Origin of the sequence: Brevundimonas pishanensis (assembly GCF_022750635.1) — a bacterium.
GTDB lineage: Bacteria > Pseudomonadota > Alphaproteobacteria > Caulobacterales > Caulobacteraceae > Brevundimonas > Brevundimonas pishanensis.
Genome location: NZ_JAJKBG010000001.1, coordinates 242,419 through 265,706 on the forward strand (window position 1 = coordinate 242,419; position 23,288 = coordinate 265,706).

Annotated in this window: 24 protein-coding genes; 5 read left to right on the forward strand and 19 right to left on the reverse strand. The window is 62.1% G+C overall.

What is annotated here, in order from left to right:
- Positions 1 to 6: 6 nt before the first annotated feature.
- Together grpE and hrcA are read right to left on the reverse strand one after the other, a co-directional pair.
- On the reverse strand, positions 7 to 573 hold the full coding sequence (grpE, locus tag LOX95_RS01185) for a nucleotide exchange factor GrpE (protein WP_242913090.1): 567 nt from the start codon (positions 571 to 573) through the stop codon (positions 7 to 9).
- Between the two features lie 43 nt (positions 574 to 616).
- Entirely contained in the window at positions 617 to 1,711 is a 1,095-nt protein-coding gene (hrcA, locus tag LOX95_RS01190; RefSeq protein WP_242912461.1) for a heat-inducible transcriptional repressor HrcA, read from the reverse strand.
- A gap of 116 nt (positions 1,712 to 1,827) precedes the next feature.
- On the opposite strand from hrcA, the gene rph reads away from it, so the two are divergent.
- Together rph and LOX95_RS01200 are read left to right on the forward strand one after the other, a co-directional pair.
- Positions 1,828 to 2,547 carry a ribonuclease PH gene (rph, locus tag LOX95_RS01195; protein ID WP_242912462.1) on the forward strand — a complete coding sequence of 240 codons (720 nt, stop codon included), beginning with the start codon at positions 1,828 to 1,830 and terminating at the stop codon, positions 2,545 to 2,547.
- 56 nt (positions 2,548 to 2,603) lie between these two features.
- Positions 2,604 to 2,984: a hypothetical protein gene (locus LOX95_RS01200; protein WP_242912463.1), complete on the forward strand. Its 381-nt coding sequence runs from the start codon at positions 2,604 to 2,606 to the stop codon at positions 2,982 to 2,984.
- 153 nt (positions 2,985 to 3,137) lie between these two features.
- Here LOX95_RS01200 and pnp read toward each other — a convergent pair whose 3' ends face one another.
- From pnp to rimP, 10 genes are all read right to left on the reverse strand, one after another.
- Positions 3,138 to 5,366 (reverse strand): polyribonucleotide nucleotidyltransferase, encoded by a 2,229-nt coding sequence (pnp, locus tag LOX95_RS01205; RefSeq protein ID WP_242912464.1) that lies wholly within the window; start codon positions 5,364 to 5,366, stop codon positions 3,138 to 3,140.
- Between the two features lie 257 nt (positions 5,367 to 5,623).
- Entirely contained in the window at positions 5,624 to 5,893 is a 270-nt protein-coding gene (gene rpsO / locus LOX95_RS01210) for a 30S ribosomal protein S15 (protein WP_242912465.1), read from the reverse strand.
- An 11-nt stretch (positions 5,894 to 5,904) separates the two neighbouring features.
- Positions 5,905 to 6,837, reverse strand: coding sequence for a tRNA pseudouridine(55) synthase TruB (gene truB / locus LOX95_RS01215; protein ID WP_242912466.1), 933 nt, complete (start codon positions 6,835 to 6,837; stop codon positions 5,905 to 5,907).
- Positions 6,837 to 7,289 carry a 30S ribosome-binding factor RbfA gene (gene rbfA / locus LOX95_RS01220; RefSeq protein ID WP_242912467.1) on the reverse strand — a complete coding sequence of 151 codons (453 nt, stop codon included), beginning with the start codon at positions 7,287 to 7,289 and terminating at the stop codon, positions 6,837 to 6,839. The genes truB and rbfA overlap by 1 nt, the downstream gene beginning before the upstream one ends.
- Positions 7,290 to 7,362: 73 nt before the next feature.
- On the reverse strand, positions 7,363 to 8,052 hold the full coding sequence (locus LOX95_RS01225) for a DUF2459 domain-containing protein (RefSeq protein WP_242912468.1): 690 nt from the start codon (positions 8,050 to 8,052) through the stop codon (positions 7,363 to 7,365).
- Positions 8,053 to 8,055: 3 nt separating this feature from the next.
- Complete coding sequence (locus LOX95_RS01230) at positions 8,056 to 8,568, reverse strand: hypothetical protein (RefSeq protein WP_242912469.1); 513 nt, start codon at positions 8,566 to 8,568, stop codon at positions 8,056 to 8,058.
- 126 nt (positions 8,569 to 8,694) lie between these two features.
- Complete coding sequence (gene infB, locus LOX95_RS01235) at positions 8,695 to 11,649, reverse strand: translation initiation factor IF-2 (RefSeq protein ID WP_242912470.1); 2,955 nt, start codon at positions 11,647 to 11,649, stop codon at positions 8,695 to 8,697.
- Positions 11,650 to 11,756: 107 nt separating this feature from the next.
- Complete coding sequence (locus tag LOX95_RS01240) at positions 11,757 to 12,431, reverse strand: RNA-binding protein (protein ID WP_242912471.1); 675 nt, start codon at positions 12,429 to 12,431, stop codon at positions 11,757 to 11,759.
- Positions 12,432 to 12,449: 18 nt separating this feature from the next.
- A complete protein-coding gene (gene nusA / locus LOX95_RS01245) occupies positions 12,450 to 14,177 on the reverse strand; it encodes a transcription termination factor NusA (protein ID WP_242912472.1) in 1,728 nt (575 codons plus the stop codon).
- The gene (rimP, locus tag LOX95_RS01250) at positions 14,177 to 14,767 is read right to left on the reverse strand and encodes a ribosome maturation factor RimP (protein WP_242912473.1); all 591 of its coding nucleotides are present in this window, start codon (positions 14,765 to 14,767) and stop codon (positions 14,177 to 14,179) included. Before rimP ends, nusA begins: the two co-directional genes overlap by 1 nt.
- Before the next feature lie 194 nt (positions 14,768 to 14,961).
- Here rimP and LOX95_RS01255 point away from each other — a divergent pair, with 194 nt between their 5' ends.
- On the forward strand, positions 14,962 to 15,474 hold the full coding sequence (locus LOX95_RS01255) for a biotin transporter BioY (RefSeq protein WP_242912474.1): 513 nt from the start codon (positions 14,962 to 14,964) through the stop codon (positions 15,472 to 15,474).
- Here the strand turns inward: LOX95_RS01255 and trmB are convergent.
- Both trmB and htpX read right to left on the reverse strand, forming a co-directional pair.
- Entirely contained in the window at positions 15,452 to 16,183 is a 732-nt protein-coding gene (gene trmB / locus LOX95_RS01260) for a tRNA (guanosine(46)-N7)-methyltransferase TrmB (RefSeq protein ID WP_242912475.1), read from the reverse strand. The genes LOX95_RS01255 and trmB overlap by 23 nt on opposite strands.
- Before the next feature lie 55 nt (positions 16,184 to 16,238).
- A complete protein-coding gene (gene htpX, locus LOX95_RS01265) occupies positions 16,239 to 17,216 on the reverse strand; it encodes a zinc metalloprotease HtpX (RefSeq protein ID WP_242912476.1) in 978 nt (325 codons plus the stop codon).
- An 86-nt stretch (positions 17,217 to 17,302) separates the two neighbouring features.
- Between htpX and LOX95_RS14255 the strand changes: the two genes are divergently transcribed.
- Entirely contained in the window at positions 17,303 to 17,590 is a 288-nt protein-coding gene (locus LOX95_RS14255; RefSeq protein ID WP_345791428.1) for a DUF1674 domain-containing protein, read from the forward strand.
- Between the two features lie 94 nt (positions 17,591 to 17,684).
- On the opposite strand, the gene pyrF is transcribed toward LOX95_RS14255, so the two are convergent.
- Positions 17,685 to 18,419, reverse strand: coding sequence for an orotidine-5'-phosphate decarboxylase (pyrF, locus tag LOX95_RS01275; RefSeq protein WP_242912477.1), 735 nt, complete (start codon positions 18,417 to 18,419; stop codon positions 17,685 to 17,687).
- A gap of 100 nt (positions 18,420 to 18,519) precedes the next feature.
- On the opposite strand from pyrF, the gene LOX95_RS01280 reads away from it, so the two are divergent.
- Entirely contained in the window at positions 18,520 to 19,215 is a 696-nt protein-coding gene (locus tag LOX95_RS01280) for a MarC family protein (RefSeq protein ID WP_242912478.1), read from the forward strand.
- A 44-nt stretch (positions 19,216 to 19,259) separates the two neighbouring features.
- Here LOX95_RS01280 and LOX95_RS01285 read toward each other — a convergent pair whose 3' ends face one another.
- The 4 genes from LOX95_RS01285 to glpK all read right to left on the reverse strand — a co-directional run bounded on the left by LOX95_RS01285 (position 19,260) and on the right by glpK (position 23,267).
- Positions 19,260 to 20,063, reverse strand: coding sequence for an SDR family NAD(P)-dependent oxidoreductase (locus tag LOX95_RS01285; protein WP_242912479.1), 804 nt, complete (start codon positions 20,061 to 20,063; stop codon positions 19,260 to 19,262).
- 37 nt (positions 20,064 to 20,100) lie between these two features.
- On the reverse strand, positions 20,101 to 20,571 hold the full coding sequence (locus LOX95_RS01290) for an Rrf2 family transcriptional regulator (protein ID WP_242912480.1): 471 nt from the start codon (positions 20,569 to 20,571) through the stop codon (positions 20,101 to 20,103).
- A 95-nt stretch (positions 20,572 to 20,666) separates the two neighbouring features.
- A complete protein-coding gene (locus tag LOX95_RS01295) occupies positions 20,667 to 21,740 on the reverse strand; it encodes a phosphotransferase family protein (RefSeq protein ID WP_242912481.1) in 1,074 nt (357 codons plus the stop codon).
- 24 nt (positions 21,741 to 21,764) lie between these two features.
- Positions 21,765 to 23,267 (reverse strand): glycerol kinase GlpK, encoded by a 1,503-nt coding sequence (gene glpK, locus LOX95_RS01300; protein ID WP_242912482.1) that lies wholly within the window; start codon positions 23,265 to 23,267, stop codon positions 21,765 to 21,767.
- Between the last annotated feature and the right edge of the window lie 21 nt (positions 23,268 to 23,288).

A 23,288-nucleotide genomic window follows, 5' to 3' on the forward strand; every position in this document is an offset into this window, starting at 1 on the left:
AGCCTATCAGGCCTTCTCGTCCAGATTGCCGCCGGTAGTGTTGGCTTCGCTATAGGCACCACCCGCCGCTGGGCCCGAGCCCTTGGCGGCCACGACGACCATGGCCGCACGCACGGTGCGGTCAAACAGCGAATAGCCCGGCTGAAGCGTCTGGATGACCTGACCGCCCTGAACCGTATCAGACGGCTGTTCCATCATTGCCTGATGGAAGTGCGGGTCAAAGGCTTCACCGGCTTCTGGAGCGACCTTCTTCAGACCATTGGCCTCGAAGGCCGACAGAAGCGACTTTTGCACCAGTTCCAGACCCGTCACGAGGCTGGCAGTCGCGCCTTCCGACTCTTTCGGCGCGGGTTGCAGCGCACGCTCCAAGCTGTCGGCGACGCCCAGCAGATCCTTGGAGAAACGCTGGATGGCATAGGCGCGTGCGTCGTTAGCTTGGGTCTCAGCGCGGCGCTTGGTGTTCTCGGCCTCGGCGGCAGCACGCAGCGCACGGTCACGCCACTGGTCGCGCTCGGCGATCAGGGCATCGAGCGCGTCCATCTGTGCGTCTTCGTCATTTTCCGGGATGGCCATGTCCTCGTTGAGGTCTTGCTCGAGTTGATCCCGGGTCTCTTCGTTATGATCCGTCACGTTCCTGTCCGTCCAGAATCCGGCCCAGCACCCGGGCGGTATAGTCCACCAACGGGATGACACGGGCATAGTTCAATCGCGCGGGTCCTATCACGCCAATGGCACCAAGGACACGCTGTCTGCCTGACATATAGGGTGCCGCGATGACTGCGGAACCCGAAAGTGAAAATAGTCTTGTTTCTGCACCGATATAGATGCGCACGCCCTGTGCGACACCCACGTCGTCCAGCAGATTGATCAACTGTTCTTTCTGTTCGAGATCGTCGAACAAGATCCGCACGCGTTCGATGTCCTCGACCGCCTTTGCGTCTTGCAGAAGATTGGCGCGACCCCGCACGATCAGGCTGCGGTCGCGTTCGCCCTGCCCTGTCCAAGCGGCGAGCCCCTGCTCGACCAGACGGGCCCCTGCCTCGTCCAGTTCGCGCCTTGCCGTCTCCACCTCGGCACGCATTTCCTGACGGGCATCGGCTAGAGGGCGGCCTCGCAGACGTTGGGAAAGGAAGTTGGAAGCCTCCTGCAGCGTCGATGGCGTCACGCCCGCGCTGAGGTTCATGATCCGGTTCTCGACCGTGCCGTCGTCCGCAACCAGAACCGCCAGCGCCTGATCAACGCCCAGTTTGACAAACTCGACGTGGCGCACGCCTGCGTCGCTGACAGGGCTGGCAACGATGCCGGCCCCACCGGCTAGACCTGACAGAAGCGAAGACGCTGCCTCCAGCGCTTCCTCCACATTGGCGGAATGTCCACCCGAGCCCATGCTGCCCAGACGGGCATCGATTTCGCGGCGCTCCTCCTGACCGAGATCCCCGACCTCCAGCAAGCCGTCAACGAACAGCCGCAAGCCAGCGTGGGTGGGAGCGCGACCCGCCGATGTGTGCGGCGACAGCAAAAGCCCCGCTGCCGTCAGTTGCTGCATGGTGTTGCGGATCGAGGCCGACGATAGCGCCACACCGCCCTTTTGGATGGTCGCCGAGCCGACCAGCTCACCCGTTTCGAGATAGCTTTCAACGACGCGACGGAAAATATCGCGAGCACGGCCGTCCAGCGTGGACAGGCCAGGCGAAGGATGGAGCAGGCTCATTGTCCGGTTGATCCTAGAAACTCTCGAGCGCGCATGGACGCGCGCCGTCTTATTCAGGATAAGCAGTCAACTGCGCCGCGCAAGCTGCGGCTGTCCTACTTTTGCGAGGTATCTCCATGCGTCCTTCCGAACGCACCCCCGACCAACTGCGCACCGTTACGCTGGAGACAGGCGTAACCCGCTATGCCGAGGGCTCGTGCATGGTCAGCTTTGGCCACACCAAGGTGCTGGTCACCGCCTCGGTCGAGGAGAAGGTGCCGGGCTGGATGCGCAACACGGGCAAGGGCTGGGTAACCGCTGAGTACGGCATGCTGCCACGCGCCACCCACACCCGTGGCCGCCGTGAAGCGGCTGCTGGCAAGCAGTCGGGCCGCACACAGGAAATCCAGCGTCTGATAGGCCGCTCGCTGCGCGCTGTTGTCGATCTGGAAGCTTTGGGCGAGCGTCAGGTCGTGGTGGACTGTGACGTGATCCAGGCCGATGGCGGCACCCGTACCGCGTCCATCACGGGCGCTTGGGTCGCTATGGCCATCGCCTTCAAGAAGATGGTCGAAGCCGGAACGCTGGCCAAGTACCCGATCCTCGATCAGGTCGCCGCCGTTTCGTGCGGTATCTATAATGACGTCGCCGTGCTGGACCTCGACTATGACGAGGATTCCACCGCAGAAGCTGATAGCAACTATGTGCTGACGGGCGACGGCAACATCGTTGAAATTCAGGCCACCGGCGAAAAGCGCGGCTTCTCGCGCGCCGAATTCGACCAACTGTTCGCGCTGGCCGAGAAGGGCTGCGTAGAGCTGTTCGAACTGCAAAAGGCTGCAGTCGAAGCGGCTTAAGCCCGGAACCGTCATCACAGGCAGGGGCTTATCTTTCTGAACAGGAAGGAAGCCCCATGCCCCGCCAAGCCATCGCCCTTGTGTCGACGAGCCTGTTCGCACTGATACTCGGTGCCTGTGACGCCCGACCGTCTGACCCCGTCCCGACCCCGGCGGTCCCGCCGACGACGCCTGCGGCCGCCGCCGTCGAGACCACTGGCGCCATTCAGTCCGGTAGCCTCTCACCGGAAGGCCAACCCCTCGAAAAACCGATCACCTGTCGCGAGGAGCGCGGAGACGAAGCCGCGCAGGCGCTGGTGCGTCGCTGCATCGCCGTAAGCCCCGCGACACGACCGCCCTGCAACGTCGCCAATCCCTGTCAGATGATCGAAAACGAGATTAAACGCGGCTGCGACTTCTTCGGCCCCGACGAAAAGCCCGCCGAGTGCGCCGCCTAACTCCAAAAACTCTCAGAGTATAAAAGCGCTCAAGAAGTGAGCGACCGCGTCGCGAACGTAGCGCCCGACAGAAGGCAAAGCCTTCTGTCGCTCGATCAAAAAACCCCGCCGGACGAAGTCCGACGGGGTTCTTTTTGATCAAAAGATCAACTCTTAGTCGCGGCGCGGACGACGACCGCCACGGTCGCCACCTTCACGCTTCGGACGGCCACCGGTGTCGTCAGACAGCGGGGCTTCGCCGCGCTCGGCGCGCTCGGCGTTGATCTTGTCCGTCAGGTCTTCACCCGTGGCTTGATCAACAACCTTCATCGACAGCTTGGTCTTGCCGCGGTCGTCGAAGCCGAGGAATTTAACCTTAACTTCCTGACCTTCCGAAACGACGTCAGCCGGGTTGGCAACGCGTTCCAGAGCCAGTTGCGACACGTGGACCAGACCGTCCTTGGCACCGAAGAAGTTCACGAATGCGCCGAAATCGACGACCTTCACGACCTTACCGGTGTAGATGGTGCCGACTTCCGGCTCTGCTGCGATCGAGTTGATCCAGTCGCGAGCGGCTTCGATCTTCTCTTGTTCGTTGGCAGCGATCTTGATCGTGCCATCGTCAGCGATGTCGATCTTGGCACCGGTCTTTTCCACGATCTCGCGGATGACCTTGCCGCCCGAACCGATGACTTCGCGGATCTTGTCGACAGCGATCTTGATCGACTCGATCTTCGGAGCGAACTCGCCCAGTTCAGCGCGCGGCGCTTCCATGGCCTTGGCCATTTCGCCGAGGATGTGCAGACGACCAGCCGAAGCTTGGGCGATAGCCTGCTTCATGATCTCTTCGGTGATGCCCGGGACCTTGATGTCCATCTGCAGCGAGGTGATGCCTTCCGAGGTACCAGCGACCTTGAAGTCCATGTCGCCCAGGTGATCTTCGTCACCCAGGATGTCCGACAGGATGGCGAACTCGCCCGACGGCTCCAGGATCAGACCCATGGCGATACCCGACACCGGACGGATCAGCGGAACGCCCGCATCCATCAGGGCCAGCGACGAACCGCAGACGGTTGCCATCGAGGACGAGCCGTTCGACTCGGTGATCTCCGACACCAGACGGATAGTGTACGGGAAGTCTTCCTTCGAAGGCAGCATCGGGCGGATTGCGCGCCATGCCAGCTTGCCGTGACCGATTTCGCGGCGACCCGGCGAGCCCATGCGACCAGCTTCACCGACCGAGTATGGCGGGAAGTTGTAGTGCAGCAGGAAGTTTTCTTTGTAGGTGCCGGTCAGGCTGTCGATGTACTGCTCGTCTTCGCCGGTGCCCAGCGTAGCGACGACCAGAGCTTGCGTTTCACCACGGGTGAACAGGGCCGAACCGTGGGTGCGCGGCAGGACGCCGACTTCCGAAACGATAGCGCGGACCTTGTCGAGCGCACGACCGTCAACGCGGTGAGCGTTTTCGATGATGTCGCGACGCAGCACGTCAGCTTCACATTCCTTGAAGGCAGCCGAGAATTTGGACGAGTCAACGCCGTCCGGGTTCTCTTCGGTCTTCACGAGAGCTTCGGCAGCCTTCTTCTTGGCAGCGTCAACGCCCGAGCGACGCTCGTGCTTGCCCGGATGCGCGTAGGCAGCCTTGATCTCTTCGCCAACCAGCGACTTGATCGAAGCGACAACGTCCGAATGGTCTTCCGCCTGGAAGTCGAAAGGCTCTTTGGCGGCGTGCTCGGCCAGTTCGATGATGGCGTCGATGACCGGCTGCATGCCCTTATGGGCAAACATCAGGGCCTCGAGCATCTTGTCTTCCGACAGTTCCTTGGCTTCGGATTCAACCATCATCAGAGCGTCGGCAGTGCCGGCGACGACGAGGTCGAGGTCCGAGGTCGGGATTTGGTCGATGGTCGGGTTCAGAACCAGCTCACCGTCGATCATGCCGACGCGAGCAGCACCGATCGGGCCCATGAACGGAACGCCCGAGATGGTCAGAGCAGCCGAGGCTGCAACCATGCCGACGACGTCCGGATCATTTTCCAGGTCGTGCTGAAGGACGGTGACGACGACTTGCGTCTCGTTCTTGAAGCCCTTGACGAACAGCGGACGGATCGGACGGTCGATCAGACGCGAAACCAGGGTTTCTTTTTCGGTCGGACGGCCTTCACGCTTGAAGTAGCCACCCGGGATCTTGCCGGCTGCGAAAGTCTTTTCTTGGTAGTTCACGGTCAGCGGGAAGAAGTCCATTCCCGGCTTCGGTGCACGACCGTAGACGACGGTGGCCAGAACTACGGTCTCGCCGTAGGTCGCCAGCACAGCGCCGTCGGCTTGACGGGCGATGCGGCCGGTTTCCAGCGTCAGCGGGCGACCCGCCCACTCGATCGTCTTGCGTTTGATGTCGAACATATTTCTTCTTTCGTCTCCCGCGGGCGTATTCCCGTCGGGGGTGTGCGGAGCCTCGGGCCGTTCAGTCCCTTGGTCCCCGTATATCCGGTGATGCCTTCATCTCCGGATGGTGAAGAGGACCATTTCTCGCGGCCCTCGCGTCGGTTGCGCTGTCTCGTCCCACAGCGCCGGGAAACTCATATACTAGGAGCGGAACGAGGCGCGGACGTGACCGCCCGCGCCTCGTGGAAATTCATCCGATCCGCAACCGGGGCACCTTAGCGACGCAGGCCCAGCTTGGTGATCAGCGCCACGTAACGGGCGTTGTCCACCTTGTTCAGGTGGTCGAGCAGACGACGACGCTGCGAGACCATCTTCAGAAGGCCGCGACGCGAGTGGTTGTCTTTTTTGTGGGTCTTGAAGTGCTCGGTCAGGTTCGCGATGCGGACCGACAGGATTGCAACTTGCACTTCAGCCGAACCGGTGTCGCCTTGCGAGCGAGCGTTTTCAGCAATGACTTCAGCTTTACGGGTAGCCGTGATCGACATCAGAGTCTCCGTTATTGGAGGTTAAATACGCGGTCTGGCGCAAGCCGACCGGCCTTGAGATTGCAGAGGCAAACCAGCGTCCCGTCCGAATAGACCGAGATCAGCCCCTCTTCCGACGACAGCCGGCTTTGGAGTTGTTCGATCTGCTGCGGCAGCAGAGCAATGGGTCGTCCCTGTCTCAGAGAGAGGGCTTCCTGTTCCGTCACGGCCAGATCCGGGATGTCGTCCAGAGCGGTCGCAACAGGCAAAAGGCCTTCAGAGGCGCGGCCCTTATGCGCCAAATCCTCGAGAAAATCCAGTGTGACGGCGTTCTGCACTGAAAACGTCCCCACCATCTCGCGTCGCAGAACCGAAACATGCCCCTCTGCCCCGAGGACGGCGGCAAGATCTCGCGCGAGAGAACGCACATAGACGCCCTTGCCCGTGCGCATGGTGACTTCGATGTGGTCCGCATCCGGTACGTCGGTGACGGCGACTTCGTGGATCGTAACGCGACGCGATTTCAGTTCAACTTCAACGCCTTCGCGCGCGAGGTCATAGGCGCGCTCGCCGTTGACGCGGATCGCCGAGAAGGCCGGAGGGACCTGATCGATCTCTCCAACGAACTGCGGAAGCGCGGCCTTCACCTGCTCGACCGTCGGGCGCACATCGGACGTACCGATGACGGTGCCTTCACGGTCGATACTGTCGGTGGAGGTGCCCCACTCGATGACGAAGCGATAAATTTTCTGCGCGTCCATCATGAACGGCACAGTCTTGGTCGCCTCGCCCAGCGCAATCGGCAGGATTCCAGATGCCAGCGGGTCCAGCGTCCCCGCATGTCCCGCCTTCTGCGCATTGAACAGACGACGGACCTTGGTTACCGCATCGGTCGAGCCCATCTCGTAGGGCTTATCCAGACAGACCCAGCCGTTGACGATATCGCCCTTCTTGCGGCGGGCCATCAGTCTTCCTGTTCGTCGTCTTTGCGTTGCAGGTCCGCCTGAATGCGCGGATCGGCAAACAGCTTGTCCATCATGTTCGCGGCGTTGAAGCTCTTGTCGTGCAAGAAGCGCAGTTCCGGCGTGTATTTCATGTCGATGCGGCGGCCCAGCAGGCCGCGCACGAATTTCGAATGCTCGTTCAGTGCCTTTTCGACGTCCTCTTCGAGGCCGTTGGTGTCAGCGGTCGTAACGCCTGCGCCCAGCGGCTCGACGAAGACCGTGGCGTGGCGCAGATCAGGGCTCATGCGCACTTCGGTCACGGTCAGGGAAACGCCGGTCAGCACTTCGTCGTGGATTTCGTTTTCACGCAGCACATCAACCAGGGCGTGGCGGATCAGCTCGCCTGCGCGCAGCTGGCGCTGGCTCGGACCTTGGGGACCACTGGCGTTGCGGGTGTGTTGTTTGCGGGCCATGTGACCTGCCTCCTTCATCTTCGCGCCGCCGGGGATCGGACGCCGGCTGACTAACGCGAAGGGCGCGGTCTAGTCATTGTGGACGATCAAGTCCAGTTCGACCCTCGTTATAAGCCTCTACAGCGCGTGTCAGTTCTGCAGATACGAGTGAGCGACCAACAGGCACGCTGACACCGCCGGCATAGAGCACCGAGGCCATCCAGTGGTTGCACAGATGCACAGCGGAGAACCGCTCCGGGGAGTCCCAAAAGGTCGCGTTGGACACAGCGCTGCCCATCAACTTGGCAGCCACGGGTTCTCGCTCGGCATCCAGCGTCAGGGTCTCGAGGATACGCTTCCGAAGGGCGATGGCACCCTTTTCGTCCACGCTGAAGGCGACAGCTTCATAGGGGAAGTCTTGGCTAGCCTCGGTCTGGACCGGAATAAATCGCACCACAGAGGTCGATCCGCCGGGCGTAAACAGTGCCCTCAAACCGTCGGGGACCCGCCCGATGATCTCGCCCTCTTCCTGATAGAAGCGGCTATCACCCCAGCCGATGAGGAACCAATCGCCCTGCCCGCTCGACGCCGTAGCCTCGGCCAATGCATCGTCATAGGCCATAAGCAAGGCGCGCGGCACAGCCAGATCGGTGTGAAAGCCGTTGTCCAAAAGATAGAGACTGACAACCGACTGCTGCGTTCGCGGAGCAGCTTTCCAGTCCGCGCTCCACCAACCAGCCAGCCCTGCCACTAGCATCAGCAGAGCGAGGCCAAGCCAGCGCATGACTTAACGGTCCGACGGCATATCGCTCGGCGAGTTGGGCAACCCCGCCCATTCGCCGCGATAGCGGTATTTCAGGGCGACGCAGTGGCGTTTCTTGCCATCGGGCCAATGTCCGACAGCGTGGATGGTCAAGGGACGGCCCGAGCGGACGCGCCCCACCACCAGCCATGCCTCTTCCGATCCGGGGCACAGGGCGCGGCCAAGGGCGCGGCCATCCCCTTCGGGCACGATGGCATAGACGCTTCCCCCTCGGTCTTCGGAGGGCACCACATCTTGAACACCACTGACAGACTGGGGACGGAAGTTCGCCGAGCCGCGGCTGGTGGTTGAATACAGGCCACGCACCCGTGTCGCACCGAATAGGCCGCGCTCGATCTCCAGCGTGATGCCGCGCGTCAGTGACTGGGTCGTCCGGTCATCGGCGTCGAACGCCAGATAGCGGACATCCGCCGCGGCACTTCCAGCCACGGCCGAAAAGGCTGTCATCGCCAGCACCGCCCAAACGCTTTTGTTCATCACATATTCCGTCGATATCGCCCCACCAGAACGTATCGTCTCGGCAGATGGGTGCAACCCAAAGAAAAAGGCGCGGTACCTTTCGATACCGCGCCCTTATTCCGATCACTTCGGAAGAGACGAACCCTAGTCGAGGGTGCGTTTGATCTCTTCGACGGTGAAGCACTCGATGAAGTCGCCTTCCTTGATGTCCTGGAAGCCGGCGAACTGCATGCCGCATTCCTGACCCGACGGGACTTCGTTGACTTCGTCCTTGAAGCGCTTGAGCGTGTTGAGCACGCCCAATTCCAGCACCACCACGTCGTCGCGGATGATACGGACGCGAGCGCCCTTGCGGACCACACCTTCGGTGACACGGCAGCCGGCGATACGGCCGACCTTGGTGATGTCGAAGGCTTGCAGCACCTTGGCGTTACCCAGGAAGGTTTCGCGTTGGATCGGTGCCAGCATGCCCGACAGCACGCCCTTAATGTCATCCAGCAGGTCGTAGATGATCGAGTAGTAACGGATCTCGACGCCTTCGCGCTCGGCCAGATCGCGTGCTTGCTTCGAAGCACGGACGTTGAAGCCGAGGATCGGAGCACCGGCCGACTTGGCCAGGTTCACGTCGCTCTCGGTGATACCACCAGCAGCTTGCAGAACCACACGGGCGCGCACTTCGTCGGTGCCCATCTTCTCCAGCGATGCCGCTATGGCCTCGCCCGAGCCTTGGACGTCCGACTTGATGAGGACCGGCAGTTCGCTGATCTTCTTGGTGCCCAGCTTGGCCATCATGTCAGCCAGCGACAGAGCACCACCAGCAGCCTGCGACTTATCGCGCTTGCTACGTTGACGATATTCTACCAGCTCGCGGGCACGGGCTTCGCTTTCCACCACGGCGAAGGCATCGCCCGGGGTCGGTGCTTCGGACAGGCCGAGGATTTCGACCGGAACCGACGGACCAGCTTCGCTCAGTTGCTCGTTGCGCTCGTTCAGCAAGGCGCGAACCTTACCCCACGATGCACCAGCCACCACGATGTCAGCACGCTTGAGCGTACCGCGCTTGACCAGAACCGTAGCCACCGGGCCACGACCCTTGTCCAGCTTGCCTTCGATGACCACACCTTCAGCCGAGCGTTCCGGGTTGGCGCGCAGTTCCAGAACTTCGGTTTGAAGCAGGATGGCGTCGGTCAGGCCCTTCAGGTTGGTGCGTTCCTTGGCCGACAGCTCCACAATCATGGTGTCACCGCCGTAGGCTTCGGCAACGATCTCGTGTTGCAGCAGCTCGTTGATGACCTTCTGCGGATCAGCGCCCGGCTTGTCGATCTTGTTGACGGCCACGATGATCGGAGAACCAGCAGCCTTGGCGTGCTGGATGGCTTCGATCGTCTGCGGCATCACGCCATCGTCGGCAGCCACAACCAAAACCACGATGTCGGTCACGTTCGCACCGCGAGCACGCATAGCCGAGAAGGCGGCGTGACCCGGGGTGTCCAGGAAGGTGATGCGCTGACCATCTTCCAGGCGAACCTGATAGGCACCGATGTGCTGGGTGATGCCACCAGCTTCGCCAGCGGCGACGTCCGTGGTGCGCAGGGCATCCAGCAGCGAGGTCTTGCCGTGGTCGACGTGGCCCATGATGGCCACGACCGGAGCACGTGCTTCGGTTGCGTCGCTGTCGTCGGCTTGAGACAGGAAGCCTTCTTCAACGTCCGAGTCCGAGACGCGCTTGACGGTCATGCCGTATTCCGAGGCCACCAGTTCGGCGGTATCGGAATCGATGACGTCGTTGATCTTCATCATCAGGCCCTGACGCATCAGGAATTTGATGATGTCGACACCACGCACGGCCATACGGATAGCCAGTTCGCCAACGGTGATGACGTCAGGAATGACGACTTCGCGCGGACGGTTCGGAGCGTCGGTCGACGAGCCCTTACGTTTTTCTTTTTCACGTTCGCGAGCACGGCGGACCGAGGCCAGCGAGCGCATGCGTTCACCGGCTTCACCGTCACCGGCCACCGAGTGAATGGTCAGGCGGCCTTCGCGACGCTTGGGTTCACCACGCGTACGGCTGACGGCCTTGCTCGGGGCGTTCTCGCCGAAACGCTTCTCGCGGCTGTCGCCATCCCGATCAGGACGGCTGAATCCTGCACCAGCGGTGCGGACCGGACGTGCCACTTCCGGCGTTGCCGGCGGTTGGTTCGGAGCGGGACGGCCACCAGGACCGGTACGCGGACCCTTGCCAGCAGCGTTCGGAGCCGGACGCGGGTTCAGCGCCGAATAACGAACAGTCTGTGCCGGACGTGCCGGACGGTCACCACCCTCGGTGCGGTTGCCACCTTGCGGACGGCTACCCTGCGGGCGGTTGCCTTGCGGACGATCCGATTGCGGACGGTCGTTGCTTTGCGGACGATCGCCAGCACCCTGGGCTTGCTCGCGAGCCGAGCGGCCGCCCAGCGAAGCGGCCGGAGCGCGGTTGCTCGGAGCCTTGGGCGTACGTTGGCCGAAGTTGACCTGCGGGCGCGGCTTCGGAGCCGGAGCAGAAGCAGCTACAGGCTTGTGAGCCTCGGCAGCCTTCGGTGCTTCAACCTTGGGCGCTTCTACCGGCTTCGGTGCCTCGACCGGCTTGGCAGCAGCCTTAGCAGCTTCGACCTTGGCGGCCTCAGCAGCGGCAGCAGCGCGTTCGGCCGCAGCCTTTTCGGCAGCAATCTTTTCAGCGGCCTGACGGCGCTCGCGTTCGGCATTGACTGCGGTTGCAGCGGCAATGGCGCGACGACGGGCCTCCATCTCCTCGGCGGACAGACCGCCTGCGTTGGATTGGCCACGCGGCGCGTTACCGCGCGGTGCATTGCCGTCGTTACGTGGGCGCGCAACATCGAAGCCCTGAGGGCGTTGATGGCCGCCGCCAGCGCCTGGACGGCGCTTGGTCTCGACAACAACCGTCTTCGATCGGCCATGGCTGAAGCTTTGCTTCACCGTGCCGGTCGAGACCGAGCCTGCAGCCCGCGGCTTCAAAGTCAGGGGCGCGCGGGCGCCGCCTTGCGAAGGCGCATTGCTAGGGGTCTTGCCGTCGTTGGTTTTGTCGTTTTCGTCGCTCATCCGGTCGCTTTACTTGTGGCGGAGAATTCCGCCTTCGTCTTTTATACCCATACACGAATACGGCCCCGCCTCCTTAACCGGAAGCTGGCCCGTATCCACCAAACCCGTCAGGGTTCTCCTTCAGGACCTCGATCCCGAATGTCTTCCTCGGCGTCGCCTTGCTCGATCCGGCGCCAATCCTGAGGTTGGAGAACCCGAAAACCTGCCAAACGTTCGACTTCTTCTGTCCAACGAGCAGCGCGTCCGCCTTTCAGCAGGACGGCGTGTATCGCATTTTCCAGCCCAAGGGCCAAACTCAATTCATCCGCAGTGAATGCGCCGCACATTTTCGGCGCCGGAGCCACATGTCTGGCCATAGCTATCAGCTTATTGCGGCCATCTGCTGACCCGTCGGAAGCTTCGAGCATCCATGCGGCCTTGCCACTGCGGATCGCAGCGGCACTTTTTTCGAAACCAGAGATAAGTACGCCTTCGCGCCGGGCAAGGCCCAGTTGGTCCAAACAACGCTTAATCAGCAGTTTTTCGACCAAATCCGACAAATCTGATGCCGGTTTCAGCGGGGCCTTGGCGGCCCGCGCGAACATATTCTTCTTAACCGCCATATCGACAGAGGCGCGATCGGCCGCGACCCAAAGGCCGCGACCGGGCAGCTTGCGCGCCAAGTCGGGATAAACCGCGCTGTCCGGACCAGCGACGAAGCGGATCAGACGAGATTCATCGAGAACCTGGCGGGACACCAGATCCTGACGCTCTCTATCGATCAGCACCTCGGGCATAGTCATGAACAGCAGCGGTCCTCATCACGCGTCTTGGGGTTCGTCGGTGTCGCCTTGCAGCTCCACCTCTTCGACTTCGCCTTCTTCGGCGTTGTCGTAGTACTCGCCGTCAAAGGCTTCTTCACCTTCGACTTCTTCTTCGTATTCCGGCTCGGGCTGCGGCAGTTCCGAAGCGTCGATCCAGCCAGCAGCCACGCGGGCCTGCAGGATCAGCAGTTCGGCAGCTTCCTGCGTCAGGTTGAAGCTTTCCAGCACGCCAGCCAGCTTCACGCGCTCGCCGTTACGCATTTCGTGACCACCGCGGATTTCGTCGGTTGCCAGATCAGCCAGATCTTCAACGGTCTTCACGCCACCTTCGCCGAGGGCAACGGCCATCTGCGGGGTGATGCCCGGGATTTCCAGAACACCGTCTTCGACGCCCAGCGCCTTGCGCTTGTCGTCGAGTTCGGATGCCAGACGCTCGAGGTATTCACGAGCACGGGTTTGCAGTTCTTCGGCGGTGTCTTCGTCGAAGCCTTCGATCTCGGCGACTTCATACGCTTCGACGAACGCCAGATCTTCCACCGTAGCGAAGCCTTCGGTCACCAGCAGCTGGGCGATGGTTTCATCGACGTCCAGAGCTTCCTGGAACAGCGAGGTGCGTTCAGCGAATTCACGCTGGCGACGCTCGGAGTCCTGGGTCTCGGTGATGATGTCGATCTGCCAGCCGGTCAGTTGCGAGGCCAGACGTACGTTCTGACCGCGACGGCCAATGGCCAGCGACAGTTGATCGTCCGGAACCACGACTTCAACGCGGTCGGCGTCTTCGTCCAGAACCACCTTGGACACTTCGGCCGGAGCCAGAGCATTCACGATGAAGGTCGGCTCGTCATCAACCCACGGGATGATGTCGATCTTCTCGCCTTGCAGCTCGGCCACAACAGCCTGAACGCGCGAGCCACGCATACCGACGCAGGCACCGACCGGATCGATCGATGAGTCATTCGACAGCACGGCCATCTTGGCGCGCGAACCGGCGTCGCGGGCAGCGGCGCGGATTTCGATGACGCCGTCATAGACTTCCGGCACTTCCTGGGAGAACAGCTTGGCCATGAAACCCGGATGGGCGCGCGACAGCATGACCTGAGGGCCCTTGGCCTCGGGACGGACGTCGTAGATGTAGGTGCGGATGCGGTCGCCGATGTTGAAAACTTCACGCGGGATCGACTGATCGCGGCGCATGATGCCTTCGCCACGGCCCAGATCGACGATCGTGTTGCCGTATTCGACGCGCTTGACCGTGCCGTTGACGATCTCGCCCACGCGGTCCTTGAATTCTTCGTACTGGTTGGCGCGCTCGGCTTCACGGACCTTACCGGTCACGACCTGGCGGGCCATTTGGGTTTGCACGCGGCCGAACTCGAACGGCGGCAGAACCTCGATGTATTCCTTGCCGACAACGGCTTCCGGATCGCGCTTGGCGGCGTCGCGCAGGCGAACCATGGCGCTGTCGTTGAACTCTTCGAGTTCGTCTTCCGGCTCCCAGTCATCAGCCACGATGGTGGTGTGACGGGTCAGCGAAAGCTCGCCGGTCTTGTGGTCGATCTTGGCGCGGATGTCGTGGTGCGCGCCATAGCGCGACTTGGCGCCCTTCTGGATCGCTTCTTCGATCGCGTCGATTACGATCTCGCGGTCGATGTTCTTTTCACGCGCGACAGCATCGGCGATCGAGAGCAGTTCCAGACGGTTTGCGGAAATTCCGGTCACGGCCATCAGGCTTCGTCCTTGGACAGGTCAGGGTTTTGGTTATCAGGCGCACCTTCCGGCAGGCCATCATCTTCAGGCTCGCCACGGGCAGCGCGCAGGGCGGCACCACGCTTGAGCAATTCGTCGGTCAGAACCAGCTTGGCATCGGCCAGCCATTCAAACGGGATCAGGGCCGTTTCTTCTTCGCCGTCCAGATCGATAGCGACGTGATCGCCTTCGACACCGGCAACAATGCCCTTGAAGCGTTTGCGGCCCTCGACCATGCGGTCGGTTTCCAGACGGGCTTCAAAACCTTCAAACAGGTCAAAGTCCATCAGGCGGGTCAGCGGGCGGTCGATACCCGGCGAAGAGACTTCCAGCAGATACTCGCCGGCAATCGGGTCCGAGACGTCGAGAACTTCAGAAATCGCGCGGCTCAGACGAGCGCATTCCTCGACCGAGATGTCGTTGTCCGACTTGCGTTCGGCCATGATCTGCAGACGACGACGCAGGGTGCCGCCCATCAGGCGCACACGCACCACCGCCAGCCCTTGGCTGTCGGCGATTGGATCGATCATTTCGAGAAGAGCGCGGTCTTCTGCGGTTTTGGCCCGCACGCGGAACCTCCGGAAAAACAAAAGCGACGGTCCGTCCGGGCCGCCGCTGAAACGACGCCGTTGACGTCGGTCTAACGATGTAGAGGTCCATATAGGGCAAACCCGCAACGTTGTCAGCCCTTAAAGACTTGCAGCGCTCCCTAACAGCATGCTTGTCAGCCTGCATGCGAGGATTTCTGACCAGTTTTGGACTGATGGTCGGGTTCGCGGCCTTGATGGCTGCGGGCGCGCAGATCGACGTCCCCATGCGCCCCGTACCCATGACCCTACAGTCGTTCGCCATCCTGCTGGCCGGACTGTGGTTGGGGCCGATCCGGGGAGCAGGTGCTGTGCTGTTGTATCTCGCATCTGCAGCAGTCGGGCTGCCGGTTCTGGCCGAGGGGTCTTCAGGTTTAGAGCCGTTTAGCGGCGCGACCGCAGGCTATATCTACGCCTTCCCCGTTGCAGCGTTTTTGGCCGGACTTTTCACCCGATTGGCTGAAAAGCGGCCGTCGGTATCGGGGGCGCTCCCCTCCATCGCGACGCTGTTTATCTTGCACCTGATCCTGCTGGGAGGGGGGACGCTGTGGCTTTCCACCCGCATAGGTTTCGCCGACGCCATGAGCGGGGGTTTCACGCCCTTCCTGATCGGAGCGGGCGTGAAATCCGCGCTGTGCTGGCTGGTCTGGCGCGCGGATACGCGGTTCAGACGCGGCGGAACTGGATGAAGATCGGGTCGGTGTCGCCCAGTTTCTTTTCTTCGTAGCGGGTTACGAAGTGGTCCGACGGCGGCACGAACCAGTCTTCGCCTTCGGTCTCGATCCGCTCCAGACCCTCAGTGCGAAGCAGCCGCTCCAGTGTCCATTCCGCATAGTCAAACCAGTCGGTCACAAAACGCACCATGCCGCCCGGTTTCAACAGGCGGGCGATTTCCTGTGCGGTCTCGTCCTGCAGGAAGCGGCGCTTGTTGTGACGGGCCTTGTGCCATGGATCGGGGAACAGGATCATCACGCGATCCAGCGAAGCGTCCGGCAGGGCCGACATCACCGCGCGGGCGTCGTCGGCGTGCAGGCGAACATTCTTCAGCTGACCTTCCTCGACGTGACGCAGGGCCGAGGCCACGCCATTCAGGAAGGGTTCGCAGCCGATCATAAGGGCGTCGGGGTTTTGGCCAGCCTGATGGGCCAGATGCTCGCCGCCGCCAAAGCCGATTTCCAGCCAGGCCGCCTTGGCCTCCGGCATCAGGACCTTAGGATCGATCGGGCCCGCCTTGGGATCGGGCACGGCGATCTGCGGCATGAGGGTGTCAAAAAGGGCAGCCTGACGCGCCTTGATAGGACGCGACTTGATGCGCCCGAACGAGCGCAAAGGACCATTGGGAAGAGCCCAGTCAGGGCGTTCTGCGTTGTGGTCGGGATTATCGGGCGTATCGGTCATGTGCGCGCCCTAGCCGATTACAGGCGCGCACGCAAAGCGTAGAAACGGAGGAGGCTCAGCCCCACGGCCCGCGCGGGTTGTCCTGTGGTGTAGTGGGCACGCTGGTTTTGGCAGGCGAAGGCGTTGTGGGCACACTGGTCGAGGCAAAGCTTTGCGAGGCCGGGCGCGCGGAGCCGCCCATCTTCACAGCCAACTCCATCAGAGCGCGGACGCGGTTGTGCGTCGCCGGGTGGGTCGAGAACAGATTGTCGGCCCCCTTCCCGTTCAACGGGTTGATGATGAACATGTGGGCGGTCGCCGGATTGCGCTCGGCCTGCGGGTTAATATTGCCCCGTGCATAGGCTTCGATCTTTTGCAGCGCGTTGGCGAGCGCATCCGGATCATTGGCGATTTCGGCGCCCACGCGGTCGGCCTCGTATTCCCGTGCACGGCTGATAGCCATCTGGACCAGGCCCGCGGCCATCGGGGCCAGGATCATCAGGGCAATGGTGCCGATCATGCCGCCGGGGCGTTCGCGATCATCGCCGCCGCCAAAGAACATCGCGAAATTGGCGAGCATGGCGATAGCACCGGCGATTGTCGCGGTGATCGTCATGGTCAGGGTGTCGCGATTTTTGACGTGCGCCAGTTCGTGGGCCATCACGCCACGGATTTCTGCGCGGGTCAGCATGTCCAGCAAGCCCGTCGTGGCGGCCACAGCGGCATTCTGGGGATTGCGACCGGTCGCAAAGGCATTGGGCTGGTTGTTCGGGATGATGGTGATCTTGGGCAGAGGCATGCCGGCATCAAGCGCCATCTGCTTGGTATCGGCCACATAGGCGCGCACCACGGCGTTGGGATGGCTCTCGTCCACCACCTCAGCCTTGTACATCTTCAGGACAATCTTGTCGGCGTTCCAGTAGGAGAACAGGTTCATCCCGCAGGCCACAAGGAAGGCAATGGCCATGCCGCCGGTTCCCCCGACCATAAACCCGATCCCCATGAACAGGGCGGTCATCACAGCCAGTATTGCGAAGGTCTTGAGATGATTCATTGGGCTTTAGTCGTCAAAGTGGGTGGCACGAGCGGCCTTATCCCCTATTTGATCATCTAACCCTCCGCTCTCAAGACGGTGCCCCTGTGACCGAACATCCCACCCCTTCGTGCGGCTGCCACTCTGATGGCTGCTCGACCCACGTTCACGACGACGCGCAAGCCGACGCGCCGCGCTATAACGAAGACGTTCCGCATGCGACGCCCGAGCGTCCGCTAAGCGAAGCGGCCCGTCGTGCCTTGATGGAAGCGGCCGAGCGCCGTGCCGTCGATCTGGCGGCAAAGAACAATCCTGCCGAGTTCGGCGGTCGCAACGGTCCGGAACCGACGCGTTTCGGTGACTGGGAGAAAAAGGGCATCGCGATCGATTTTTGACATCGCGTCACTCCCTCGCGACCTTGTGCCGCAGGGTTGTGAGATCAAAACGGCGGCTCCGTTCGGGGCCGCCGTTTTTGCGTTCAGGACATGATCATACCAGTGCGATTTCGCGGGTGATGGCCTGTGCTGCCTCGCGCGGATTGGCCGACGCTGTGATAGGGCGACCGACCACAAGATGCGTCGCGCCGGATTTCAGGGCTGTCGAAGGCGTGGCCGCGCGGGCCTGATCGTCCAGCGCGGCACCGGCGGGGCGCACGCCCGGCGTGACGATCAAAAAGTCACTGCGGCCGGCCTCTTCGGCAATCTCGCGGACACGGGCGGCCTCGTGGGGGCTGGACACCACACCGTGAATGCCAGCCTCGAGTGCCTGACGCACGCGCAGTTCGACCAAATCCGCCGCCGACAAGCTATGGTCATCGGCCATCAGGTCATCGTCGGTCAGGCTGGTCAGGACCGTCACTCCCAAAATCTTGAGGTCCGATCCTGCAGCACCGCGGGCCGCGGCCGCCATCACCTGAGGGCGGGCATGGACGGTCAGAAGGTCACAGCCCGAGCCTGCCAGAACCGCCGTAGCCTTTTCGACCGTCGCGCCGATGTCGTGCAGTTTCCAATCGAGGAAGATTTGCGCGCCCGAGGCTTTCAACTCTCGGGCCAGTGCCATGCCGTCAGATGCAAACAGTTGCAGGCCGACCTTGTAGAAGCCCACAGCATCGCCAATCCGCTCGACCAGCGCGCGGGCGTCGCCCGCCGTCGGGACGTCCAGTGCACAGATCACCCGGGGGTCAAACGGGCGGTTGGCCAGATCGTTGTTGACGGCTTCTGACATTTTGAACCTCTGTGCGGGTTGCAGCATCGCGCATATACCCCGATAGGAAGACTATAGGGGCGCCGCGGGCGCATAATCTGATTTTTGGTGAGGCGACGCGATGAACGCGAGCGAACTGGGTGTCAACCTCTTCGTGACGCTGTTTGCGTTGTTGGACCCGATCGGCAACCTGCCGATTTTCGCGGCCGCAACGGTTGGCGCTACGCTGCGACAGCGGGTGTCGGTTTCATTCCTGATCTGCCTGTTTGCTTTCGTCTTCCTGCTATTCTTCCTCGCGACCGGTCTGTGGCTGCTGGAGTTCTTCGGCATTTCGCTGGCGGCCTTCCGCATTGCGGGCGGTATCCTGCTGCTGTTCCTCGGTCTGGATATGGCGCGCGAAGACTTCTTGAAGATGTTCGCCGACAACGATGTGACGCACGACAAGTCCGATGTGCGCGGCTATGCGCGCCGTCGTTTCCAGCGTCTGGTCGTACCGTTCGCCATCCCGCTTATGATCGGCCCGGGTGCCATCTCGGCGGTCATCATCAATGCCGGTGAAGCCGCCAAGCTCGGCGCGATTGGTATGTCCTATTCGGTGGCGGCGATCGGCGGTGCCTGTATCGTTTCGTTCATCTGCTTCTCGATGACCGGATGGTTGAACCGCATCCTGGGCGAAGTGGGCATGGCCATTATCGTGCGCGTTCTGGGCCTGATCCTGTGTGCGTTGGCGATCCAGTTTATCCTGATGGGTCTGGGCGAAGCGCTGCCGGGGATGATCAGCTCGGGCGTGACCACGCCCTATCCGTCGGGCAACTGATGAAACGGAAAACGGCGGCTCCCACCGGAGCCGCCGTTTTTCTTTTAGATCCGCTCCAGCGCCTTGGCGTGTTTGGCGGCGGTATTCAGCCCCAACCGGTCGGGCATCAACTTGTTGATCGTGGCCAACAGTCGATAGCGCTTGCCCGGAATGATGCGTGGCTTGTCGGTCTCGACGGCATCCCAGCCGTCGTGCGCCACCCGTTCGGCGCTCAGCCACATCCATTTCGGATAGGCCTTAGAGACCTGATCGCGCGAGCCGTTCACATCGTGGAACTCGGTATAGGTATAGCCGGGACAAAGCGCCGTGACGTGCACCCCCTTGCCGCGGTTCTCGATCCAGAGACCTTGGGAGAAGCGGATCAGGAAGCTTTTGATCGGCCCGTAAAGCGTGTCGCCGCCAGTAGCCTGAAGGAAACCGGCCATGGAGGCCACGTTCAGAATACGCCCCCAGCCACGCTCCTGCATCGCCGGCATCCACGCGCGGGACAGCTCCACCGGAACGCCCAGCATCACGCGCAGCATGGCGGCCTGGGCCTCGGGAGGCGTCGTGACAAAGCCCTTGGTGTTGCTAAAGCCCGCATTGTTGATCAGGCCATCGACCGTCAGACCGCGCGCGGCCACCGCAGCGACGAGCTTTTGTGACGCATCCGGTTCGGCCAGATCAGCCGTGATGACATGAGCCTTTATACCGTGTTCAGCCTCGACCTCGGCGGCCAAGGTGTTCAGCGGACCTTCGCGGCGGGCGATCAGGATCAGGTCATAGCCCTTGGCGGCGCACACACGTGCCAGCGCCGCGCCAATCCCTGCCGATGCGCCTGTAATGGCAATCGTGCGTCGTGCCGTCATCCGTCCCTCCCCGTAAGAGGATGCTATGTCAGTGATATTATGCCGCCTGCGGACAGGAGGCGTGCGGGGTCAAGCCGCGCAGACATTCCGGATCTTCGGCCAGAAGGTCGGCAATGGTGATTTTAGACAGGGCGTTCGCAGCGGCTGTATCTGCTGCCGTCAATGCCTTGGCCACCTGACGCGGAATGTGCTGACCGACGGGGCAACCCTTGGCCCCTTCCGGCGTCGAACCCAGATGGGCGCATCCGTTCACGGCTCGAAGCACCTCGTCGAGGTGGATTGTCTCGGGACGGCGCAGCAGCCACGAACCACCGCTCGCCCCCGGACGGGTCGCAATCAGGCCCGCCTTGGCCAGCAAGGCCGTCACGCGGCGGATCACCACCGGATTGGTCGGCACCGAGGCGGCCAGAACGGCGCTGGCCGCAGCATCCTTGGCGTCATATGCACCCTTGTGGGCCAGATAGGCCAAGGCGTGGGCGGCGACCGGGAATTTTTGGCTGTCAGACATGTGGCATAGCTCTCCGGCCCTTAAGGTAAGGCGTCCACAAGGGTTTCACAAACCTATCTGCATCAGAATCTGTTTCTTTTATCGGATGCAGCGCGTTAAGCCCCTGCCTTTACAGCATATTCCCATGCGGCGTCAGACAAAGGTTTAACCTGTGCGGCCATGGCCTTGGCATGGTCACTGGCGGCTGTGCCATCGCGGACCCGTCCGGCGATCCCCTGACAGATGGCGGCGAGCCGGAAGAGATTATACGCCAATAGCCAATCCAGATTGGTCGGCTTGCCCAAACCAGTCGCCTGACCATAGCGCTCGGCCAGTTCGTCGATGGACGGGATGCCCAGTGCTTCGAGGTCCGCACCCAACAACCCGTTCCGCAACTCCTGCGGAATGGCATAGGCGATCAGCAAATAGGAAAAATCGGCCATTGGATCGCCAAGGGTCGAAAGTTCCCAATCCAACACAGCCTGCACCTTCGCCGCGCTCGGGTGAAGGATCATATTGTCGAGGCGCCAGTCGCCATGGACGATGCGGCTCGGCCCCTCGGCAGGAAGTGTCGCCGGAAGAAAGTCGATCAGACGATCCATGGCCGGTACCGGCTCGCCTTCCGAAGCGCGATATTGCTTGGTCCAGCGGCTCACCTGACGTGCGAAGTAGTTGCCCGGCTTGCCATAGTCCGCCAAGCCGATGGCGACGGGATTAAGCCGGTGAAGCGCAGCCAGCGTATCGACCTGTGCAAACCAGATTTCGCGGCGCTGCTCCGGCGTCAGGCCCGGCAGTTTCAGGTCCCAATAGATCCGGCCTTCGACCTTTTCCATCACATAGAAAATGGAGCCGATGACGCTGTCGTCCTCGCACAGGCCATAGGGCCGCGCGACGGGGAAACCCTGTTTGTGAAGGGCGCTGATGACGGCGAACTCACGATCCACCGCATGGGCGCTGGCTAGGAGGGTGCCCGGTGGTTTGCGGCGCAGGACATAGGATCGCGAGGGCGTGACCAGCTCATAGGTCGGGTTCGACTGCCCGCCTTTGAACTGCCGGACCTCCAGCGGCCCTGCAAATCCTTCGACATTTTGGGCGAGCCAAGCCAGAAGCGCTGTCTCGTTCAGGCGATAGCGGGGATCAACCTCGCGTGTGCCGGAAAATGCCGTCTGGGCGTCCAGTGCCTCGCTCATCTCGTCCCTCCCCTCGCTGATATGTCAGTCGTCGGCTGCCGCTACGATGGCGGCCTTTACCGCCCGACGCCAGCCCTTGATCAATCGGGCGCGTTCACCCGCGGGCATGGAGGGCTGCCATAGGGCCGGTGCCGTTTGTGGCGGGGCCCACAGCGTCTGTGTCAGGCCGCAGCCCAACGCTGCCAGTCGCGCCGCGCCCAGCGCCGTCATTTCCTGAAACGCCGGCCGCTCGACCTCGATGTAGCAGATGTCGGCGATGAACTGCATCACAAAGGCATTGGCCGTCACGCCGCCATCGACCTTGAGCCGCTTCATCGGCGGCGCACCGTCTTTCTGGAGGGCCTCCAGCAAATCGTAGGTCTGATAGGCAAGGCTCTCCAGTGCCGCACGCACCAGATGGGCCGGTCCGCTGTCGCGGCTAAGGCCAATGACCGTCCCGCGGGCATCCGGCTCCCACCACGGCGCCCCTAGACCCGTAAAGCCGGGAACCAGATAGACCCCGCCGTTATCATCCAGCGTCTGGGCGACCGCCTCTGAATGACGGGAATCCGAAATCGCCTTCAGCCCGTCGCGCAGCCACTGAACGGCAGATCCTGCCGAAAAGATGGAGCCCTCCAGCGCATAGTGGACCTTGCCGTCTGCGGCCCAGCCCATCGTGCCCAACAGACGGGCTTCGGAGCGAACAATCTCTGGCCCCGTATTGGCGACGAGGAACGCTCCAGTGCCATAGGTGATCTTGGCGTCACCCGCCTCCAGCGCGCCGTGACCCACAAGAGCCGACTGCTGATCCCCCGCTACGCCATGGATTGGTAGCGCCCGACCCAGTAGCGAGGGTTCGCAGTCACCGAAGTGGCTATCGCTGGGTTTGATCTCCGGCAGGGCTTCCACCGGAACATTGAACAGGTTGCACAACGACGGCGACCACTGCATCGTCTCCAGCGCCATCAGATTGGTGCGAGCGGCATTAGTCACATCGGTGACGTGGGCGGTACCGTTGGTCAGCTTCCACATCAGCCAACTGTCGATGGTGCCAAGCTTGATCTCGCCAGACTTGGCGCGCGCGCGACCGTTCTCGACCTGATCCAGCAGCCACGAGAATTTCGACGCCGAGAAATAAGGATCGAGGATCAGGCCGGTCTGTTCGCGCACTTCATCTTCATGGCCCGCCTCGACCAGTCGATCCATTTCGGCAGCAGTGCGGCGGTCTTGCCAGACGATGGCGCGGTGAAGCGGCTTTCCGGTCTCGGCGTCCCAGATGACCGAGGTTTCGCGCTGGTTGGTGATGCCGACGGCGGCAAACCGCTCGACGCTGCCGGACTTCTTGATCACCTCGCGGCAGGTTTGCAGTACCGCCCGCCATATCTCTTCGGCATCATGCTCGACCCATCCCGACTGCGGAAAATGCTGAGCAAGTTCGATCTGGCTGACCGCCAGAACCGAGAACACACCCTCGGGCGAAACCTCGAAGGCGATGGCACGGGTCGAGGTCGTGCCCTGATCGATCGACAGGACGAGATCATGTTTCATGAGGGTAACTATGCAGATGTC

Bases quoted from the DNA above. Each gene is read 5' to 3' on its own strand.
- grpE (WP_242913090.1), bottom strand. From the start codon at position 573: ATGGCCATCCCGGAAAATGACGAAGACGCACAGATGGACGCGCTCGAT.
- hrcA (WP_242912461.1), bottom strand. From the start codon at position 1,711: ATGAGCCTGCTCCATCCTTCGCCTGGCCTGTCCACGCTGGACGGCCGT.
- rph (WP_242912462.1), top strand. From the start codon at position 1,828: ATGCGTCCTTCCGAACGCACCCCCGACCAACTGCGCACCGTTACGCTG.
- LOX95_RS01200 (WP_242912463.1), top strand. From the start codon at position 2,604: ATGCCCCGCCAAGCCATCGCCCTTGTGTCGACGAGCCTGTTCGCACTG.
- pnp (WP_242912464.1), bottom strand. From the start codon at position 5,366: ATGTTCGACATCAAACGCAAGACGATCGAGTGGGCGGGTCGCCCGCTG.
- rpsO (WP_242912465.1), bottom strand. From the start codon at position 5,893: ATGTCGATCACGGCTACCCGTAAAGCTGAAGTCATTGCTGAAAACGCT.
- truB (WP_242912466.1), bottom strand. From the start codon at position 6,837: ATGGCCCGCCGCAAGAAGGGCGATATCGTCAACGGCTGGGTCTGTCTG.
- rbfA (WP_242912467.1), bottom strand. From the start codon at position 7,289: ATGGCCCGCAAACAACACACCCGCAACGCCAGTGGTCCCCAAGGTCCG.
- LOX95_RS01225 (WP_242912468.1), bottom strand. From the start codon at position 8,052: ATGCGCTGGCTTGGCCTCGCTCTGCTGATGCTAGTGGCAGGGCTGGCT.
- LOX95_RS01230 (WP_242912469.1), bottom strand. From the start codon at position 8,568: ATGAACAAAAGCGTTTGGGCGGTGCTGGCGATGACAGCCTTTTCGGCC.
- infB (WP_242912470.1), bottom strand. From the start codon at position 11,649: ATGAGCGACGAAAACGACAAAACCAACGACGGCAAGACCCCTAGCAAT.
- LOX95_RS01240 (WP_242912471.1), bottom strand. From the start codon at position 12,431: ATGACTATGCCCGAGGTGCTGATCGATAGAGAGCGTCAGGATCTGGTG.
- nusA (WP_242912472.1), bottom strand. From the start codon at position 14,177: ATGGCCGTGACCGGAATTTCCGCAAACCGTCTGGAACTGCTCTCGATC.
- LOX95_RS01255 (WP_242912474.1), top strand. From the start codon at position 14,962: ATGGTCGGGTTCGCGGCCTTGATGGCTGCGGGCGCGCAGATCGACGTC.
- trmB (WP_242912475.1), bottom strand. From the start codon at position 16,183: ATGACCGATACGCCCGATAATCCCGACCACAACGCAGAACGCCCTGAC.
- htpX (WP_242912476.1), bottom strand. From the start codon at position 17,216: ATGAATCATCTCAAGACCTTCGCAATACTGGCTGTGATGACCGCCCTG.
- pyrF (WP_242912477.1), bottom strand. From the start codon at position 18,419: ATGTCAGAAGCCGTCAACAACGATCTGGCCAACCGCCCGTTTGACCCC.
- LOX95_RS01280 (WP_242912478.1), top strand. From the start codon at position 18,520: ATGAACGCGAGCGAACTGGGTGTCAACCTCTTCGTGACGCTGTTTGCG.
- LOX95_RS01285 (WP_242912479.1), bottom strand. From the start codon at position 20,063: ATGACGGCACGACGCACGATTGCCATTACAGGCGCATCGGCAGGGATT.
- LOX95_RS01290 (WP_242912480.1), bottom strand. From the start codon at position 20,571: ATGTCTGACAGCCAAAAATTCCCGGTCGCCGCCCACGCCTTGGCCTAT.
- LOX95_RS01295 (WP_242912481.1), bottom strand. From the start codon at position 21,740: ATGAGCGAGGCACTGGACGCCCAGACGGCATTTTCCGGCACACGCGAG.
- glpK (WP_242912482.1), bottom strand. From the start codon at position 23,267: ATGAAACATGATCTCGTCCTGTCGATCGATCAGGGCACGACCTCGACC.